The 17,742-nt window shown below is 63.2% G+C and carries 11 protein-coding genes and 2 pseudogenes; 9 read left to right on the top strand and 4 right to left on the bottom strand.

Translation table 11 applies throughout. The features are described 5' to 3' along the window. Positions 1 to 2: 2 nt before the first annotated feature. The 6 genes and pseudogenes from QX034_RS00450 to QX034_RS33955 form a co-directional block, all read left to right on the top strand. The gene (locus QX034_RS00450; protein ID WP_315705854.1) at positions 3 to 3,164 is read left to right on the top strand and encodes an efflux RND transporter permease subunit; all 3,162 of its coding nucleotides are present in this window, start codon (positions 3 to 5) and stop codon (positions 3,162 to 3,164) included. 74 nt (positions 3,165 to 3,238) lie between these two features. Further along, entirely contained in the window at positions 3,239 to 4,738 is a 1,500-nt protein-coding gene (locus QX034_RS00445; protein ID WP_315705855.1) for an efflux transporter outer membrane subunit, read from the top strand. Positions 4,739 to 5,534: 796 nt separating this feature from the next. Further along, a complete protein-coding gene (locus QX034_RS00440; RefSeq protein ID WP_315727938.1) occupies positions 5,535 to 5,828 on the top strand; it encodes a LysR family transcriptional regulator in 294 nt (97 codons plus the stop codon). Between the two features lie 48 nt (positions 5,829 to 5,876). Further along, positions 5,877 to 6,092 carry a hypothetical protein gene (locus QX034_RS00435; protein WP_315705857.1) on the top strand — a complete coding sequence of 72 codons (216 nt, stop codon included), beginning with the start codon at positions 5,877 to 5,879 and terminating at the stop codon, positions 6,090 to 6,092. A gap of 296 nt (positions 6,093 to 6,388) precedes the next feature. Beyond that, entirely contained in the window at positions 6,389 to 9,493 is a 3,105-nt protein-coding gene (locus QX034_RS00430) for a DEAD/DEAH box helicase (protein ID WP_315705955.1), read from the top strand. A gap of 57 nt (positions 9,494 to 9,550) precedes the next feature. After that, positions 9,551 to 9,772 (top strand): annotated as a pseudogene (locus tag QX034_RS33955) (HupE/UreJ family protein); the annotation flags it as partial. Here the strand turns inward: QX034_RS33955 and QX034_RS33950 are convergent. Beyond that, positions 9,707 to 10,000: pseudogene (locus tag QX034_RS33950) on the bottom strand (RHS repeat-associated core domain-containing protein); the annotation flags it as partial. The pseudogenes QX034_RS33955 and QX034_RS33950 sit on opposite strands and share 66 nt — an antisense overlap. A gap of 705 nt (positions 10,001 to 10,705) precedes the next feature. On the opposite strand from QX034_RS33950, the gene QX034_RS00425 reads away from it, so the two are divergent. The 3 genes from QX034_RS00425 to QX034_RS00415 are packed head-to-tail and all read left to right on the top strand — an operon-like array spanning position 10,706 to position 15,175. After that, the gene (locus QX034_RS00425; RefSeq protein WP_315705858.1) at positions 10,706 to 11,704 is read left to right on the top strand and encodes a hypothetical protein; all 999 of its coding nucleotides are present in this window, start codon (positions 10,706 to 10,708) and stop codon (positions 11,702 to 11,704) included. Between the two features lie 14 nt (positions 11,705 to 11,718). Next, positions 11,719 to 14,283, top strand: a complete 2,565-nt coding sequence (locus QX034_RS00420) for a hypothetical protein (protein ID WP_315705859.1) — start codon at positions 11,719 to 11,721, stop codon at positions 14,281 to 14,283. Positions 14,284 to 14,332: 49 nt separating this feature from the next. Further along, positions 14,333 to 15,175 (top strand): DsbA family protein, encoded by an 843-nt coding sequence (locus tag QX034_RS00415; protein WP_315705860.1) that lies wholly within the window; start codon positions 14,333 to 14,335, stop codon positions 15,173 to 15,175. Positions 15,176 to 15,346: 171 nt separating this feature from the next. On the opposite strand, the gene QX034_RS00410 is transcribed toward QX034_RS00415, so the two are convergent. The 3 genes from QX034_RS00410 to mdcG are packed head-to-tail and all read right to left on the bottom strand — an operon-like array spanning position 15,347 to position 17,732. Beyond that, positions 15,347 to 16,267, bottom strand: a complete 921-nt coding sequence (locus QX034_RS00410; RefSeq protein WP_315705861.1) for an ACP S-malonyltransferase — start codon at positions 16,265 to 16,267, stop codon at positions 15,347 to 15,349. Then, positions 16,267 to 17,115, bottom strand: coding sequence for a triphosphoribosyl-dephospho-CoA synthase MdcB (gene mdcB / locus QX034_RS00405; protein ID WP_315705862.1), 849 nt, complete (start codon positions 17,113 to 17,115; stop codon positions 16,267 to 16,269). The genes QX034_RS00410 and mdcB overlap by 1 nt, the downstream gene beginning before the upstream one ends. After that, positions 17,112 to 17,732 carry a malonate decarboxylase holo-[acyl-carrier-protein] synthase gene (gene mdcG, locus QX034_RS00400; protein ID WP_315729494.1) on the bottom strand — a complete coding sequence of 207 codons (621 nt, stop codon included), beginning with the start codon at positions 17,730 to 17,732 and terminating at the stop codon, positions 17,112 to 17,114. The genes mdcB and mdcG overlap by 4 nt, the downstream gene beginning before the upstream one ends. Positions 17,733 to 17,742: the final 10 nt, after the last annotated feature.

Below are 17,742 nucleotides of genomic sequence, written 5' to 3'. Positions count from 1 at the left end.
AGATGATCTCCGCCTTCTTCATCAACAGGCCGATCTTCGCCTGGGTGATCGCCATCGGGATCATGCTCGGCGGCCTCCTGGCGCTGAACACGCTATCGGTTTCGCAATATCCGGAGATCGCACCTCCATCGATCCAGATCAGCGCGAGCTATCCCGGCGCCGATGCGCAGACGGTCGAGAATTCGGTGACGAAGATCATCGAGCAGGGCATGACCGGCCTCGACAACCTCGACTACATGACGGCGTCGTCGACCTCGACCGGGCAGGCCGAGATCACGCTCACCTTCACCAACAGGGCCAATCCCGACGTCGCGCAGATGCAGGTGCAGAACAAGCTGCAACTCGTCACCGCCTTGCTGCCGGCCATGGTCCAGACCACAGGTCTCACCGTCACCAAGTCCTCCAGCGGCTTTCTGATGGTCATAGGCTTCGTCTCGACAGATGGCCGGATGAGCGAGACCGATCTGTCCGACTACGTCAAAAGCTCGCTCAATGACGCGCTCAAACGCGTCGAAGGCGTCGGCAATACGCAGCTTTTCGGCGGCGGCTATGCGATGCGGATCTGGCTCGATCCGGACAAGCTCGTCAAATATGCGTTGATTCCGGCCGATGTCGCGGCCGCGATCCAGGCCCAGAACACCCAAGTGTCGGCCGGCCAGCTTGGCGGTTTGCCGGCCCGCAAGGGGCAGCAGCTCAATGCGACCGTGACCGCCCAAAGCCGCCTGCAGACGCCGGCGCAGTTCCGCAACATCATTCTCAAGAGCACGGCCGATGGTTCGCTCGTTCGTCTCAATGATGTCGCAACCGTCGAACTCGGCGCCGAAGACTATACGAGCTCATCGACCTATAACCGCCTGCCGGCGACCGGGCTTGCCATCAATCTCGCAACCGGCGCCAATGCCATCCGCACAGCCGTTGCGGTCAAGGACCTCATCGATCGGCTCGCGCCGACCTTCCCGCAAGGTTTGAAGGTCGTCTACCCGTATGACACCACCCCTTTCGTCCGGATCTCGATCGAGGAGGTGACCCGCACCCTGGTCGAGGCGATTGCGCTGGTCTTCCTCGTGATGTTGGCATTCCTGCAGAACGTCCGCGCCACGCTCATCCCGATGCTGGCGGTGCCGGTCGTGCTCCTCGGGACATTCGGCGTCCTGGCGCTTGCCGGTTATTCGATCAACACATTGAGCATGTTTGCCATGGTGCTCGCCATCGGCCTCCTGGTCGATGACGCCATCGTGGTGGTCGAGAATGTCGAACGCGTCATGCACGAGGAGGGCTTGTCGGCGCGCGATGCGACCGCAAGGTCCATGACGGAAATCGCCGGCGCGCTGGTCGGCATCACCACCGTGCTGTCGGCCGTGTTCGTGCCGATGGCGTTCTTCGGCGGCTCGGTCGGTGTCATCTACCGCCAGTTCTCCGTGACCATTGTGTCGGCCATGGTGCTGTCGGTGCTTGTTGCGCTGATCCTGACGCCGGCGCTGTGCGCGACCATTCTGCGTCCGCCGAAACCGCACGATGGGAAGAGGAGGGTATTCGGCTGGTTCAACCAAGCGCTCGAACGAAGCGCGGATGCTTACTACGGCCGCACGGGCGCGATCCTGCGGCGGCCATGGCCTGGGCTTATTGCGTTCGCTTTGATCGTCGTCGGCGCGGTCCTTATGTTCGTCCGCTTACCCAGTTCGTTCCTCCCGGAGGAGGACCAGGGCCTTCTCATGGTGGTGACGCAATTGCCGGTCGGTGCCACGGCTGACCGGACCGAGCGCGTGCTCGATGAGGTCACCCGGTATTTTCTCGATCGCGAGACGAAGGCCGTCGATGGCATCATGACCGTGACGGGTTTCGCCTTCTCGGGCCAGGGCCAGAATGTCGGCATGGCTTTCGTGCGGTTGAGGGATTTCGCTGAACGCAAGACTCCTGATCTTTTTGCCGGTGCTGTGATGGGCAGGGCAATGGCGGTTTTCGGCGGTATCAGGGACGCTCGGGTTGTTGCCTTGGCGCCGCCCGCGATCGAGGGGCTGGGCACGAGCAACGGGTTCGACTTCTACCTCAAGGACATCGCCGGCGCCGGCCACGACAAGCTCATGGCCATGCGCGATCGATTGCTCGGCGCTGCCGCGCGGAGCAGGCTCCTGCGCGGCACCCGTCCAAATGGCCAGGACGACACGCCGCAGTTTTCGGTCGGTATCGATCAGGACAAAGCGAGCGCGCTCGGCGTCAATCTTGCCGATATCAACACGACGCTCTCGATGGCTTGGGGCAGCAGCTATGTGAACGATTTCATCGATCGCGGTCGCGTCAAGAGAGTTTACCTGCAGTCGGCACCGGGTTTCAGGATGCAGCCCGAGGACCTCGATCGCTGGCATGTTCGCAATGCCTCCGGCACGATGGTGCCGTTCTCTGCCTTTGCGTCAGGCCGCTGGACCTTCGGTTCGCCACGCCTGGAACGCTACAACGGATCGCCGGCCGTCGAGATCCAGGGCGACGCGGCGTCCGGCGTCAGCTCCGGCGATGCGATGGCCGAGATCAACCGTCTCGTCGCCGCGTTGCCCGCAGGCGTCGCCCATGAATGGACCGCGCTCTCGCGGCAAGAGCAGCTGTCCGGCAACCAGGCGATATCGCTCTATTCGGTCTCTATCCTGGTCGTCTTCTTGTGTCTTGCAGCGCTCTACGAGAGCTGGTCGATCCCCTTCGCCGTCATGCTCTCCGTTCCGGTCGGCGTCCTGGGTGCGCTGGTCGCGGCACTTCTGCTCGGCCAGAGCAACGACGTCTACTTCAAGGTCGGCCTGCTGACGACGATCGGCCTTGCCGCAAAGAATGCCATCCTGATCGTCGAGTTCGCGATCGCTCGCCAAGACGCAGGACTGGAATTGATCGACGCTACATTGCTCGCCGCCAAACAACGCTTGCGTCCAATTCTGATGACCTCCTTCGCCTTCATCCTCGGGGTTGCGCCTTTGGCCGTCGCGAGCGGCGCCGGCTCGGGCGCCCAGAACTCGATCGGTGTCGGCGTGATGGGCGGCATGATCGCCGCAACCGTGCTCGGTATATTCTTTGTACCGTTGCTGTTCGTCTCCGTGCGGCGCGTCTTCAAGGGCGGTTCCCGGACGGATGCATCGATGGACGGCCCCAGGGCGAGCGCGACAGATGCGCAGCGCTGGGGATAGCAATGAGAACGCAAGGAGCGACAGCACAGGCGCCTGGCGCCTCTTCGAAGCGCATCTGCTCGCTGTCTAGCGGGATGTCCTTGTTGGCCGTGGGCGCAATGATGCTGGGCGGATGCGCGGTCGGTCCGGATTATCAGGCGCCGCTGCTCGCATTGCCATCGCATTGGAGCAGGGCAGAAGCCGCAAGTCCATCCCGGCCGCCTGACCTGGCGCATTGGTGGACCCGGTTTCGCGATCCGCTGCTGGATCAACTCGTCGAGGAGGCGGTTGGCGGCAATCTCGATGTCGCCGCCGCTAGGGCGAGAATCCGCGAGGCGCGGGCCAGCTATCGGCAAGCCGTCGGCGCGCTATTTCCGACGCTCAGGAACACAGAGTCGGCAATGCGTTCCAAAGGCCCTGGCTTTTCGTCACAGGGGGTGTCGGGCTTGCAGCCAATGGGCAACACACCTTCACCATCCCGACCTGGGTTCGACGGACCCTACACGCAGTTTCAGGCTGGTTTCGATGCGAGTTGGGAGCTCGATTTGTTCGGCGCGAACCGGCGGGCGGTCGAGGCGGCGGCCTATGGCGCGGAAGCGTCCGAAAACAATCTTCGCAGCGTCCTCCTGACGCTCGTCGGCGACATTGCTTCCAACTATGTTCAACTGCGCGGATATCAGGCGCGCATCACGCTGGCCCGTCGTACTGCAGTTTCTCAGGACGTGACGACCCAAATTACGCGCAATCGCCTGGCCGCCGGCTCCGGCTCTGCCGCCGACGTCGCAAATGCAACAGGACAGGCCGCAACCACGCGCGCAGCGATTCCGACGCTGGAGATGTCTTACGCCGAAGCGGTGCATCGGTTGTCGGTATTGATCGGGCGGCCACCGGCAGCCTTGGATGGCCGTCTGGCCAAACCGGCGTCGATCCCAATGCCGAAATTGCCGATCACGGCCGGCATTCCGGCCGATATCTTGCTCACGCGTCCGGATGTGCGTCTCGCCGAACGTCAGTATGCGCAATCCACCGCCAGGATCGGGCAGGCCGAGGCTGCGCGCTATCCCAGTGTCAATCTCACCGGAAGCATTGGGACCTCGGGGACGCAACTGGGTGATCTCGGCAGGAATTCATCGATCAGTTGGTCGTTCGGTCCGAGCTTGAGCGTGCCGGTCTTCAACGGTGGCAAGCTGCGGGCAGCGGTTGAGATCGCGCAAGCCCAGCGAGACCAGTCCTTCATCGCCTATCAGTCGTCGGTCCTTGTCGCCCTCAGGGACGTCGAAGACGCGCTCCTCTCACTTGGTAAGGAGCGGTCGCGGAGCCGTATGCTCGCCGCTTCCGCAATGGCCTATCGGCAGGCGGCAAGCCTGTCTCAATCCCTCTACAGGGCGGGATCCTCGAGTTTCCTCGATGTGCTGACTGCCGAGCGCTCGCTCTACAGCGCCGAAGACACGCTCCTTCAAAGCCAGGTCCTCATCGCCGCCAACTATATTGCGCTCAATAAGGCGCTCGGTGGTGGCTGGGATGGCCAGATCGATGTCGCAAAACCAGAGGTGGCCGACACCAACACGGGGCCGCACGCGCTGGAAACGGACTAGTTCCCAAACCTAAGCCGAACGGTCATGCCGCTTTGACCTGTGCGTCCTGCGGATCGGTCTGGCGCAGCACGCAATTTTATCTCGGACCGGAGTTTCATGTCTCAGCGCAACCGAACCGGTCATCCTTGCCGCAATATAAGGGGCCAGGGCGACGTGTTGCGTCAGCCGCCCGTGTGCGGGGCGGCAGCCTGGCCGCTCGAGACGAGGAGCCCCCAGGTTGCGCGAATAAGCACCGTTCGGCTGCGGTTGTAATCTGCCGGTAATCTTGATCGAACAATTCGGAGACGGCTTTTGGGAGATAAGGCAACAGTGGCGCTTCGATCGAGGCTTGATCATCAAGGCCTATTTCGTGAGGATGTGCGGTCCCCGCTCACACTCAACGATGCTCTGTCGCTGGTCTTCACGATATTGTTCGTTTTGATGTGCCTTGCCCTGTTAACGCGGCCTGTGCAAAGACAACTCATTAGGGTCGCGCCCGACGCGAGCGAGCACGCCAAAGTCCATCAGCGCATGTCGCAGGGGTCTGTGACAGTATGGTACAGCTGAAAGCGGCACTCGACAGCGCTGCGCGCCAATATTGAACCGGTCAAGATCTGGATCCATCTCATAAAGAGGCGGTTCTCATCGGAGCTGCAGATCTCTGGCGAGCTTCGGCTCTTAAGATCGGCGGCACGATTATTCCGGATCGGAATAGGATAATGGAATCCGGCAGGGGCACGGGAAGCTCGCTGCGATTGAAAAAGCGCTATAGTGAACAGTCGTAAGGATACGATCGAAGACGGCCAAAATCGATCTTTTGACGCTGCAATTGTTCGTGGCGATCGTCGAGGAGCAGAGTATCGCGAAAGCGGCGGAAAAGAAGAATATCGCCGCGTCCGCAGTGAGCCGCCGCATCTCGGATATCGAGCACCTATTTAAGGTTGAATTGTTGCGTCGCCATTCGAAAGAGATCGCGCCGACACCTGCCGGCTTTGCCTTGCTTGAGCACGCCCGCGTCATCCTGGGAAACCTGAGTAAGGCTCGAGACCGAATTGACGGGATATCGGCAGGGCAAGCGTGGGTTGATCCGGATCTGCCAACAAGTCTGTGATCCTCGAAGCCCGCGGACGAGCTCAGCCTCTTCCTTGAGCGGCCCCCGTTGGTCCGCATCGACCTCGAGGAGGATCTCAGCCCCGCGATCGTGCGCGCGCTGGTGGAGAACCGGGCCGATATTCACATTTTCGGGGCCAACATCGACGGCCAGGATATGGAGTTGCTGCCCAATCGCTGCGATCTTCATCGTTGCTTTCGTTCGATCTGCTTTGCGCACCGCTTTCCGGGGAATGCCGGTGGTGCGGCTGATGCTGATCGGTGACACCTTCGAGCTCGAGGTCTGCCCGGTGATCAGGCTGCCGAAGTTCGGTCCCCTTTAACGACCGAATCCGCTAAAGCTCAGGCAGATTCGCTGGGGCTCCCTGGCGTTTGCCCATCACGCACGAGATCTCGTTGTCCTCTGTTCTTCGTACCCCTCGCAGCTCAGCGCAGCGAAAGACCGCTTCACCAAAGCACTCCACGGCACCAAAAAAAACCGCTCCGCGGAAGAAGGCGACACGTGCGCCCAAGAAGGCGGTGCCACCCCGGATTGGCGTTTCCTCCTCATCTCCGCTCGGCATGTTGGCGCTGCATGTCGTGACGCAGTGGCGTATGTCGGGGCGCCGCGGTCTCGTGTTTCTCGCCGAGAACGAGCGCCGCGCCGAGCGGTTGGGTTCCATCATCCAGGTCGTCGAGCCCACTTGTGATGTGCTCGTCTATCCGCGCTTGAACACCCTGCCATTCGATCAGCTGGAGCCGTCACGTGATATCGCGGGCAGGCGGAGCTCCGTGTTGAGACGCCTTGCGGGTGCGAAGCAGCCGATTCTGCTGATCACCACGGCGGAAGCAATAATGGAACGCTTGCCGTTGCCGGCGAACTGGTCTCGGCTCGGCTTGCCACTTCGCATCGGGGGCGTCTATTCCGAAGACGATCTCGAAGCCCGCTTGCGTGCTCTCGGATACGATCTGGACGACAGTCCGGATTATCCCGGTGGCGTTCTGTTTCACGGCAATACGTTCGAGATCTTTCCAGCCGGCGCGCTCGGCCCCTTCAGAATTGAGCATTCCGGAGGCAGGATACGGCGGATCGCGGCCTTCAACCCGATGGATCAGGAGGTGATTTCCGAACCCAGGGAGCTCCTGATCGATCCAATGTCCGAGCGCCTGGCGTTCAAGGACCGAGCTCGGAAAAAGTCTAACCTTGTCGAGTACTGCGCGCGCGCCAAATGGATCGCTGACACCGGCGTACCCAGGAACGCCGCCACCTGGCTGAGCACGATCGAGGATGCGGCCGCCCGTGGCGAGCGTGATCGTGCGTATCTGAGCCGACGCGAATGGGATCAGGCGGCGAAGAGGATCGCCCTGTTGCCCCCGACCGCTCCGTATCGGGCGACGCCAGAGTTCTATAAGGAATCCTCTCCGCGGAAGGCCCTTCGAGCGTTTATCGAGGAAGTTCAGCGTGGTGATGCACGTCTGGTGTTCGTCGCCGCGGTGGAAGCGGATTTGCGTCTCATGGCCCGGATGAGCGCCATCAAGGCCGAACGCGTCCCTGATTGGGCGCAGGCGACCGCGAAGGGCAGGCGAGAGGCCGCGATGCTGGCTGGCTTCGATGCCGGTTTTGTCGTTCCCGGACGAAAGCCGCTCGTGGTCATCACTGCTGCCGATGTGCTCGGCAGCAGGGCGCATCAACCGCAACCGGCGAACTGGGCATGGACGCCGGGCTTCGATGCGGTGGACCTGCCTGAGCTTGGATCTGTGGTCGTCCATCTGCAACGTGGGCTGGCACGCCTTGGCGGTTTGCGGTCAATGGGCACAGGAGATCTCACCGCACGCGAGATGGTCAGGTTGGTGTTTGCCGGAAACGACGCTGTTTTGGTGCCTCTTGCGGAATTGGCCTTGATCTGGCCGTACGCCGGTGAGCTTGGAGACATCTCGTTGGACAGGGCCGACGGCAGCTCATGGCGGCCGCGGCGAACTGCTGCCGAGACCGAGATTCACGTGGTCGCCAACGAGCTCGCCAAGCAGATGAGGCAGCGCAGGCGGCGCCCAGCACCGAAGCTCGTGCTGCGCCCAGCCAGTTATGAGCAGTTCGTCGCGCGGTTTCCGTATTTCACCACCCCCGATCAGGCCAAGGCCATCCGCGACGTTCTGGATGACCTTGGGTCGGGGCATCCCATGGACCGTATCGTCTGCGGCGACGTCGGCTTTGGCAAGACCGAAGTGGCGTTGCGCGCGGCGGCGGCAGCTGTGCTCGCCGGAAAGCAGGTTGCCGTCGTCGTGCCGACGACGGTGCTGGCACGACAGCACGTCGAAACATTCCGCAAGCGCTTTGCGCCGCTCGGCATCGAAGTCGGAAACCTGTCGCGGGTCGCGTCGGCTGCCGAGGCGCGGCAGGTGAGAGAGGGACTGAAGAGCGGAGAGCTCAAGGTCGTCGTCGGAACGCTCTCGCTCGCATCGAAGGACGTGAGGTTTGCCGATCTTGGTCTGATCATCCTCGATGAGGAGCAGCATTTCGGAGCGGCCGAAAAAGCCACGCTGTCGGGCCTCAATAAGAACGGTCACCGGCTTTGGATGAGCGCGACGCCGATCCCCCGCACACTTGCGGCCGGTTTGACCGGCCTTCGGGATCTCAGCGTGATCGCAACCCCGCCGGCCCATCGTGTTCCGGTCGTCACCAAGGTGGCGCCGCTCTCGGACATAGCGATCGCCGCCGCTCTGGTCCGCGAGCATAGACGCAATGGTCAGAGTTTCGTCATTTGTCCCCGGATTCAGGATCTGGATCCCATGCTCGCCAGCATCCACTCGCTGGCGCCTGAACTACGTATCATCACGATTCACGGCAAGCTGCCCGCAGATGAGATCGACGAGAGGTTGATGGACTTCGTCGAAGGCAAGGCCGATGTCTTGCTTGCGACCAACATCGTGGAAAGCGGGCTCGACATCCCGCGTGCAAATACCATCGTGGTGTGCTGGCCGGAACGATTTGGCTTGGCACAACTGCATCAGCTCAGGGGGCGGGTGGGGCGCGGCGGTATCCGGGCGTTTGCGTATTTTCTGACGGAGGGTGGCTCCGATCGCTCGGAGAAGCGGCTGGCCGTTCTCGAGGAGCTGAATCGTCCGGGCGCAGGTTTTGCGATCAGCGCGCGCGATCTCGACCTCCGCGGCGGCGGCGACATGCTCTCGGATCGGCAGTCCGGCCACATGCAGGTGTTCGGCCCGACCCTCTACGGCCATCTTCTGACCCTAGCCCTGGACGGAGATCGCGACGGAATGGGCGCGCTCTGGGTTCCGGAGCTGAATTTGCCTATCGCTGAGCTGCTTCCCTCAGTCTATGTGCAGTCGGAGGCGGTCAGGCTCGAGATCTATGCTCGAGCCGCTCGGTGCCGAAGTTATGACGAGCTGGAGGAGCTTGAGGATGAAACGCTGCGCCGGTTCGGCAAGTTGCCGCCTGCGGCCACCAATTTCTTCGCTGTTGCCAGGCTCAGGGTAAGCTGCAGGGAGCGGGGCATCATGCGCCTTGATGTCGGACCGGAGGCGATTGCCGCAACGATGCTCGGGGGAAGGCTCCGGAAGTCATATTCACGGTTGCTGCAGCGCGACGGCAATCGGGTCATCTATGTCGGACGGAGCAGCGAGGACGCGTTGCGAAGGGTCGAACAGTTCTTGGATCTGCTGGACGAATGACGGATCACGCGTAGCTTCGCTGACGCAAATGAAATTAGCTAGTGCTTTGCGGGGGCGCTACGCGAGCTCCGTCTGTCGAAAGCTGAGGTTCTACCAGCCTTGGCTGGATTCAACGTCGGAATCGAGCTGGCGCAACTCGCGATCATTGCTACCGTATTTCTGACAGTCGCTATGTGGCATCGCGAAAAGCGGTGGTATCGGGTCCGCATCGTTCTACCTGCTTCGTCCGCCATTGCGGTCACCGCACTGTTCTGGACATTGCAACGCATCGTCAGATAGCGATGCGGTCGCCCAATCGAAACGAATCCGGCTTTTGCGGCCCGGTGCGGCGCGCTTTGCGGCCGATCGTACTTCCGCGCCTACGGCAACACAGACTGGACAATTGCCAGTCGCATCACCGAAACTCAGGGGATTATTAGCTACGTAGGCATACAGGTTTATGCCATCAGCAATGCCAATCCGATCCTCTGAGATAAAGCGGCCCCAGGCCGGATATATGCGATAGCTGTAAGTTGCGAGTTTGCATACCGTTGCTCATTCAACGGATATTCGACGGTTTCTTCAAAACGAGGCTAAGTCGTAGAACTCTTGGTGCGTCTAGGGGGAACCGTTCCCTGTTCGACCTTGAGCGAGACTCTTCGCTCTTCACAAGAACACTCCCGAAAGTCCGGCCACGGTTCGCCCACGCATTCGGTGACGCTCGGACTTACGATGTACGGCATCATTTCGCTGTCGCCGGGTATCGTCGAACCGCTCATCGCTCTCTCGTGCCATGTTGATCTTCCGCTTCATCGCAGCATCGAGCGATGCCCTCGCGCAAGAGCACGAACTGCGGCAGAGACCGGAGCTGCGGTGGCGCCGATCTTCGTCGGTGTTCCCAAGGGACCGAGTCGGGCAGGGACGCGGAAGGCTTCAGAGGTGCCACCTGTATGTGCCCGACGGGGCGCGTGTCGATTGACGCATCTCAATGTCAACAGATGGGAGTCTGCCTAGACTTGAAGTACCCGGACTGGGGCAATGACCATGAGAGTTCCAGCAGGTTGGCGGGCCCAAGGTATAGCCATCATGGCAGCGGTGACGCTGCTTGCCTCTCCCGCGCGCGCCGGGTGCAGCTTCGAGGACATCGGCAACGCCTTCTACGGCACGCTGAAGGCAACATTGGATTGCAAGTCGGTCTGCGAGGATGAGGCATCCTGCGCTGCGGCGGTCGCCTTGGACATCGCGCTTGGGGGAGTAGCCCTCCAAGGATCGGACACCGGAAAAGGACAAAAGCTGGTCGATCAATTCTGTGCGGAAGCGCAGGTGAAAGGCAAAGATATCGTCGGTGCGTTGAACACGATATTCGGCAACGCCATCGCAAAGGAGGTGCTCGGCGATCTATCCGCGCAGCTTGCGGCGGTCGGCTCGGCTGCCAAGGTTGTGCAGTGCGCCTGCGAGACGGAGCAGAGCACAAACTCGATCGGTGGCGATATCGGCGAATGCATTGAAGACGCGCTGTGCGGCGGGCTGGGAATCGGCTGCAACTGTAAGCGGCCGCCGCCTCAGATGGCCTTTTGCGGATCGGTCGACGTCAAGCATTGCCAACCGCAGGGCCACTACGATCAGATGAAGGACCCCGCCTGCATCCCCTACAGCTCGATCGCGAACTGTAACGACAAATGGCAGAAGTGCGGCTACGGCGACAACATCCCAACGGTGGAGAGGATCGAGTCGCCAGAGGGAACGCTGGCCATTCAACTGCCGCCGACGCAGGAGAACACGGGCTGTGACCCCGTCCAATCCTGCTTCTGTCCCAAGCCGATGGTGCCCGCCTGGCATGAGGTCGCCAATCCAGGCACCGACGTGCATCGCTGGCTGTTCGCCTGCGATTGTCCGTATGAGGCCGATAATCCGGATCATCAAACACATCCGGGCCCGATCCTACCAAGCGGCCTATCGCAGTGCCTCTGCGACAACACGGGCCAGCCAGCGAACCTGGGCTTCGCACCATTCGGCATGTGTCCGCCGCCGGCATGTCCCACCGGACAGGTCCGCATCGGCGGGGTCGGCGCCTGCGTAACACCGTGCGCCGATCCAAGCCAGGGCATGGCGTTCGATGGGAGCTGCTGCAATCCCACCCAGATGTCTTCCTGTGGGCAATGCTGTCCGCCGAGCACCGTGCCTGACCCGAAGAGCGGCACCTGCGTCCCCCGACCTCAGCCTCCGAAATGAGGAGACAGAGCGTCATGGAACCTCGTCGACATCGGTCGTTTGTCATCGCAGCCCATGCGATACGCTGTATCGCCGTCGCAGCAAGCGTGGCTCTCGCGCACGGCAACACGGCCTCGGCTCAGGCGCCCCGCGGCATCTACGCGCCGGGCCAGGCCGTGGTCACCGGCTTCTCCGGCGGTCTCCGGCCGTTCGAGATCGAGCCCGGCCAGGACGCCGATGCGCACTCCTTCCTCAATCCCGACGGGTCGTCGCTGCGCGTCGTCGATCTCAGTCGCATGGGCGCTCCGCCGGAGGCGCAGCTCGTCGGCGCGCCAAAACCCTTTACGGTGAGCGCGAAGTGGATTGGGCAAGTGTTCGGTGTCGCGCTCGATGACCAATCGCCCGCCAACATCTACGTCGCGGCGACGTCGGCCTATGGGCTGTCGATCGTCGCACCCGGAGCCGATGGCAAGCCGCAGCACATCAGGTATGGGACGAACAATGCGGCCTTCATGCCGGCGCAGTGGGGACCCGGAGGCGGGCCTGGGTCGATCTGGAAGATCGACGGCCTTACCGGCGAGGTGAAGCTGTTCGCCAATGTCGTCACTGGCGGGCGGACGAATTCGGGCGCAGCGCTCGGCGGATTGGCCTACGATCCTGCCACGAAATCGTTGTTCGTCGCCGATCGCGAGACCGGCCTCATTCATCGCTTCGGCATGAACGGCACCGATCTCGGCGCCTATGACCACGGTGTTTCCGGCACCGCCGCCATCGGTCTTGCCCCGGTCCCCGCAGCTGCCGGGCCCGGCATTGATCTCGCGAGCCCGCAATTCGACAGCGCAGGGCCCGAGACCTGGGAGTACACCGCGCCGGAACGGCGCGTGTTCGGCCTCGCGATCCGCGATCACCGTCTCTACTACGCTGTTGCCGACGGACTGCGGGTCTGGTCGGTCGGACTCGACGCGGACGGCTCGTTCGGCTCGGACATCAGGATCGAGGTGGCCGCGCCGCCAGCGGCCGGCCCCACTGAAATCTCGCGCGTCACGTTCGACGATGCGGGGCGGATGTATCTCGCCGAGCGGCCGGCGCCGACCGGCGCGCAGGATTTCGAAGCGCTGTCGGTGCCGTCGATCGGCCGCGTGCTGCGCTACACGGTGATCGGCGTGACCGAGGCAAAGCAGCCGATCTGGCAGGCTGTGCCGGATGAATACGCGGTGGGTTTCCCCGAGACCTTCCGCAACGACAATGGCGGCGTTGCCATCGGTTACAGCTATGATGATCGCGGCAACATCAATCCGCGCTCCTGCGGCGGTTTTGTCTGGACGACCGGAGAGCAGTTGCGCCACGCCACGGATCCGAAAGCCGCCGCACAGCTTGGCCAGCCCGATATGCTCGCCATCGATGGACTGCAGGGCAATCCGGCCTGGCGTATCCGCCGCGACCACGAGCCGCCGCGGCTCAGCTATTTCATAGACTACGCCGATGCGCCGCCCGATCTGTCGGCGCGGGGACATCTGGGAGACATCGCCATCCTCCGCACCTGCGCTGACCAGCCGGCGCAACTCCAGCCGGGCATACTCCCGTTCGGCGTGCCGCTGCCGCCGCCGAGCTTCCGTGCCTGTCAGACCCATGTGTGCGGTCCGCCGGGTTGGCCGGTCTGTCCCGTCAACCAGGTCTGGAGCAAGGGCGCCTGCGCGCCGGGTTGCGCGCAGTCCGAAATCCTCATTGGCGGCAAGTGCTGCTCGTCTGCCGACCTCCGGCCAGGCGGTGCCTGCTCGAGCGGAGGCTCCTCGATTCCGTCGACCGACATCGCCAAGCCGATGTGTGGCACGACCCAGACGGCGATCGGCCCCAACCAGGAGTGCTGCAACAATGATCACATCTATTCCGGTCCGGGCGGGGGCCAGCTCTGCTGCCTGAGTGCGCTGGTGAACGGGGTTTGCGAGCCGTCGATCCCGAAAATCCCGAACGGAACATGCACCGATTGCTGTTCTCCGGGTTATGTGAAGATCGCGGGCAAGTGCTGCCTGAAGAGCCAGGCGACCTCGAAAGGGGTTTGCTGTCCGGCCGGACAGTCGCCGAGCGCCGACGGGACGCAGTGCCAGCCGACGTTCAAGATTCCGAAGATCTCGCTTTGCTGTGTCGCCGGCTACGTTCCGACCGCGGCGGGCAAGTGCTGTGCGACTGCGAACTTGACGACGAGCGGCGAGTGCTGTCCGGCTCCCGTCAATCCGAAGGACCGCTCGCAGTGCATTGCGCCCGCCCAGAAGAAGTTCGTTCCGCAAGAGCCCTGTCGCGTCGGCGAGGTTCGCGACGATAAGGGCGCCTGCGTGGCGCGCAAGCCGGCGGCTGTGCCGATTGTGCCCGGGCCGGTGCGGCGGCAGCCCTCAACACCGAAGGTGCCGGAAAAGCGCGCGCCGGAAAGACGTGCGCCATCCATCACTGGCCCGATCACGTGTCCTCCCGGAATGGTTCCCGGGCCGCTTGGGAAGCGCTGCTGGCCGATCGCGCGTGGTCGCATTGCGCCGCTCGCCCCGCGACGGCTTGCGCCGCCGCTGCTTGAGAGGCGACCGTTAGGAGGACTGTCGGGGGGCCGGTGATTGCGGCTGCCGTTCGATGGCGACAAGACATGAGTGGAGGAACTGAGCGATGATTGGACTGGCTGATATGCCAAAGCGCGCCTTGGTCCGGATACGCGCAGTCGCCGCGGTGGCGCTCGTCGCCGCGACGATCGCTGTGCCCGGGACATCGCACGCTCAAATGCGGCGCGCGGACGTCGACGAGGCGATCCAGCAATATCTCGCCGCGCATCCGGAAGCTCTGGGGCCGGCGATCGAGAAATACCTGGCCGATCACCCGGAGGCGGTCCGCACTGCGCTGATGGCGCTGATTGCCAAGCGCAACGCTACCGCGCAGACCGCACCGACGCTTGCGGCGAACAACGCCAAGCAGGTGATCGGCGACAATGCCAAGGCGCTGTACATGGCGCCGCTGCAGACGACGCTCGGCGCCGCTGATGGCGCGCGCACGGTGGTCGAGTTCTACGACTTCAACTGCGGCTATTGCCGCAAGGCCCTCGGCGATACGCTTGCGCTGATCGCCGACGCGCCGAATGTGCGCATCGTGCTCAAGGAACTCCCGATCCTAGGCCCTGACTCCGTCGAGGCCGCAAAGGTCGCGATCGCGCTGCAGATGCATCATCCAAGCGCGGCGGAATCGCTTGAATTTCATCGCCGCCTGTTGACGAAGCAGGGACGGGTCGATCGCGCAGCGGCGCTCGCGGTTGCAGCTGACCTCGGCTTCAATGCCGGCGAGATCGAAAAGGAGGCGGCGAGCGCCGAGGTGAACGAGGCCTTGCAGCAGAACATGCGCCTAGCCTCCGCGCTCGGCATCAACGGCACGCCCGGTTATGTGATCGGCGATAGCGTCATTCCCGGTGCGGTCGGCGCTGCGGCGCTGAAGGCGCGCATCTCGGCTGTGAAGGAGCCGTAGGGCGCGAGGGATTGGATGAGATATCGCAGCTTCGGTTGATATGGGTAAAGGCGGTCGCGTTCCCCCGCTACCAACGGATCCCCCACCTTTCTTTTTTGCGCGTTGATATGCCTGTGGGCGGTCGATGAACTGAGCGGGGCCGGGTGAGCCACGTGACGACGGCTGTTGCGCCTAATTGGAAGCGATCCAATTGCGCAAACCTTCCACCGAGTGAAAGCCGTCGGCGGCGTAGCAGCGGATGGACGGAACAAAGTCCTGCATCATCTCGGCGAGCGCATGCCCTGGACCTAGATCCAGCGCACGGTCGACCCCAAGCTCGGAGAGGGCCTCCAGCGTCGCCGACCAGTCGATGGGTTGCGCGATCTGGCCCGCGAGCTTCGCTGTCGCATGCCCTGCATTGAAGATGCGCTCGCCCTCGCTACCGGAGAGCAGGATGCGCTGGTCTGCGATAGGAGAACGCTTGCTGGCATCGAGCGCTCTCTCCAGCGGCTCGCAGGCGAGCTTGAGCCGTGACGTGTGCGAGGCGATCTTCACGGCGAGAAGGCCAGTGCGCGCGGCGCCGAGTTCGGCGGCCTCCCGGCAGACTGCGATCACGTCCCGCTCCGCGCCGCCGACTACAAAGAGAAGGCTGGGATTCTCGATCGCGATCTCGCAGCGATGTTGCTTGACCTGGCGTTCGAGCGTGGCCCGATCCAGCCCGCGGACGTAGCCAAGGCGCCCATCGGCCCCAGCCGCCTCTTCCATCAGCCGCGCGCGAACGTCCGTCAGCCGCAAGGCTTCGTTCGCTGTCCATACTCCCGCAATGCTCCAGGCCGCCATCTCGCCGACGCTGTAGCCCGTGACGGCGGTCTGCTCGTCCAGCAGGTCGGCAACGCAGGCGTGGATTGCGAGGGCTGATGTGACCGTCAGAATCTGACTGACATGGTTGGCGGACAATTCGTCAGCGCTCCGCTCGCGGACCAGCATGCGCGGATCTTGCCCGAGATAGAGGCTTGCAGCGGTGAAGACCGGCTGCGCCGCAGGCTGGTCGGCGACCAGATCGAAGATCTTGCCTGAAAGAGTGCCTTGTCCACCGCAGAGCAGTGCGAGCATCAGCAGTCCAGCCGATCGACGAACAGTGCCATGGCGAGCAGGTCCGCGGAGCCGCCGGGGCTCAGGTTGCGCTCGACGAACGCGCGATGAATGCCGGTGGCGCGCTCGCGCCATCCTGGAGATTCGATGCCTCCCGCGGCCAGGAACGCGGATGCGCTGGCTTGCGCGAAGTGCAATCCCGTCGGACCGCCTCTGTGCAGGAGGTTGGTATCGTTGACATCGGCGATAAGCGCCATACACGTCTGAATGCGGACCGCCTCTTCATCGTGAGGTGTGCGCGCGCGCGCAGCACGAAGCGCGGGGAGGGCGACGTCATAGACCGATGGGAAGCCGTGTGCCGCTTCCGCCCTGGCACCGCCGGCACCATAGCGACGGGAGGCCACAGCGCCATGGCTGCGCAAGGATACGGGGCCGGCGAGGATGTCCTCGCCCCAACGCTGCGACACCAGTTCGCCGAGCGGTTTTCTGATTCCGAGCGCGCCGCGATATCCGGCCGCGGCACAGAGCAGACCCAAACCGAAGATCGCGCCGCGATGCGTGTTCACGCCCGAAGTCACGTCGAGCATGGCGCGCTCCGCGGCAACGCCGATCGCGCGCAAGCGGCTCATGCCGGCGCCTTCAGCGCCTGCAGCTGCCAGATTGCGGAAGAATGGCCGCAAGGTATTGGCACTTCGGCGCAGCAGCTCAGCGTGCATGTCGTGGTGGGCACCATTGTCGACATGGCTGACGAGACCCGGCTTCGGGTAGGTCTCGACTTCGAGCCTCAGGCACATCGATGCCAACTGGCCAACTTGCTCCGCATGGAGCGGGTGCTCCGGCAGCGCTTGCCAATTCAGCGCTAGATTCATGACACGGCACCGGAGAGAAATGCAGCCTTCGTCATGCCGTGGACGCCATTGAGCCGCTTGACGAGAACTTCGTCCGTGTCCTCACACATCAGTTCGCGCCATTGCACGTCGCCGACAGGGCAGGTGATCTCTCCATCCAGCCGAATTGGAGCGTTTCGTGCGATGTTGGCGATGTCGGCGGGCAGGGTGCTTGCTTGCTGGGCCGAATACAGCGGCCAAATCAGGTCGAGGTCCGAGGACGCCGTCAGATAGCGCAGGCCCGTGAGATGCTGCCAGGCCAGGCTGCCGAAGGTCCGGGTCTGCGGGCAGAGCCGGAGAAGTCGATCGATCGTCTCCCGCCATGCGGGTGGTGCTGTGGCTGCGGCATCAGCGAGGAGCGGAGGCGGCTCGCGTTCGATTATCTCGCGGGCTTCGAGCGTGACCGCGATGCGTCGCTTGCCGTGAGAGGGCGGAAGCGGCAAGCCGAGCGGGATGGCTCCGGCCGAATCGCTGCAACTTTGCCGTCGCACGACCAGAGGGCGACCATCGCGCACCCAGCCCTCAACGATCGCGTGCTCGGCGAGTTCGGGATGACGTGCCATGAGCGCGGCCCAGGCTGCCGCGGAGGGTGTCACCATCGTATGCCGG

The sequence above is a fragment of the Bradyrhizobium sp. SZCCHNR3119 genome (assembly GCF_032487775.1).
Lineage (GTDB): Bacteria > Pseudomonadota > Alphaproteobacteria > Rhizobiales > Xanthobacteraceae > Bradyrhizobium.
Note: the sequence above shows the minus strand (reverse complement) of the source record. Positions and strands in the feature narration are given on the sequence as shown.

Excerpts from the sequence above, each read along its gene's own strand:
- QX034_RS00450 (WP_315705854.1), top strand. The coding sequence starts at position 3 with ATGATCTCCGCCTTCTTCATCAACAGGCCGATCTTCGCCTGGGTGATC.
- QX034_RS00445 (WP_315705855.1), top strand. The coding sequence starts at position 3,239 with ATGTCCTTGTTGGCCGTGGGCGCAATGATGCTGGGCGGATGCGCGGTC.
- QX034_RS00430 (WP_315705955.1), top strand. The coding sequence starts at position 6,389 with ATGTTGGCGCTGCATGTCGTGACGCAGTGGCGTATGTCGGGGCGCCGC.
- QX034_RS00420 (WP_315705859.1), top strand. The coding sequence starts at position 11,719 with ATGGAACCTCGTCGACATCGGTCGTTTGTCATCGCAGCCCATGCGATA.
- QX034_RS00415 (WP_315705860.1), top strand. The coding sequence starts at position 14,333 with ATGATTGGACTGGCTGATATGCCAAAGCGCGCCTTGGTCCGGATACGC.
- QX034_RS00410 (WP_315705861.1), bottom strand. The coding sequence starts at position 16,267 with ATGCTCGCACTGCTCTGCGGTGGACAAGGCACTCTTTCAGGCAAGATC.
- mdcB (WP_315705862.1), bottom strand. The coding sequence starts at position 17,115 with ATGAATCTAGCGCTGAATTGGCAAGCGCTGCCGGAGCACCCGCTCCAT.
- mdcG (WP_315729494.1), bottom strand. The coding sequence starts at position 17,732 with ATGGTGACACCCTCCGCGGCAGCCTGGGCCGCGCTCATGGCACGTCAT.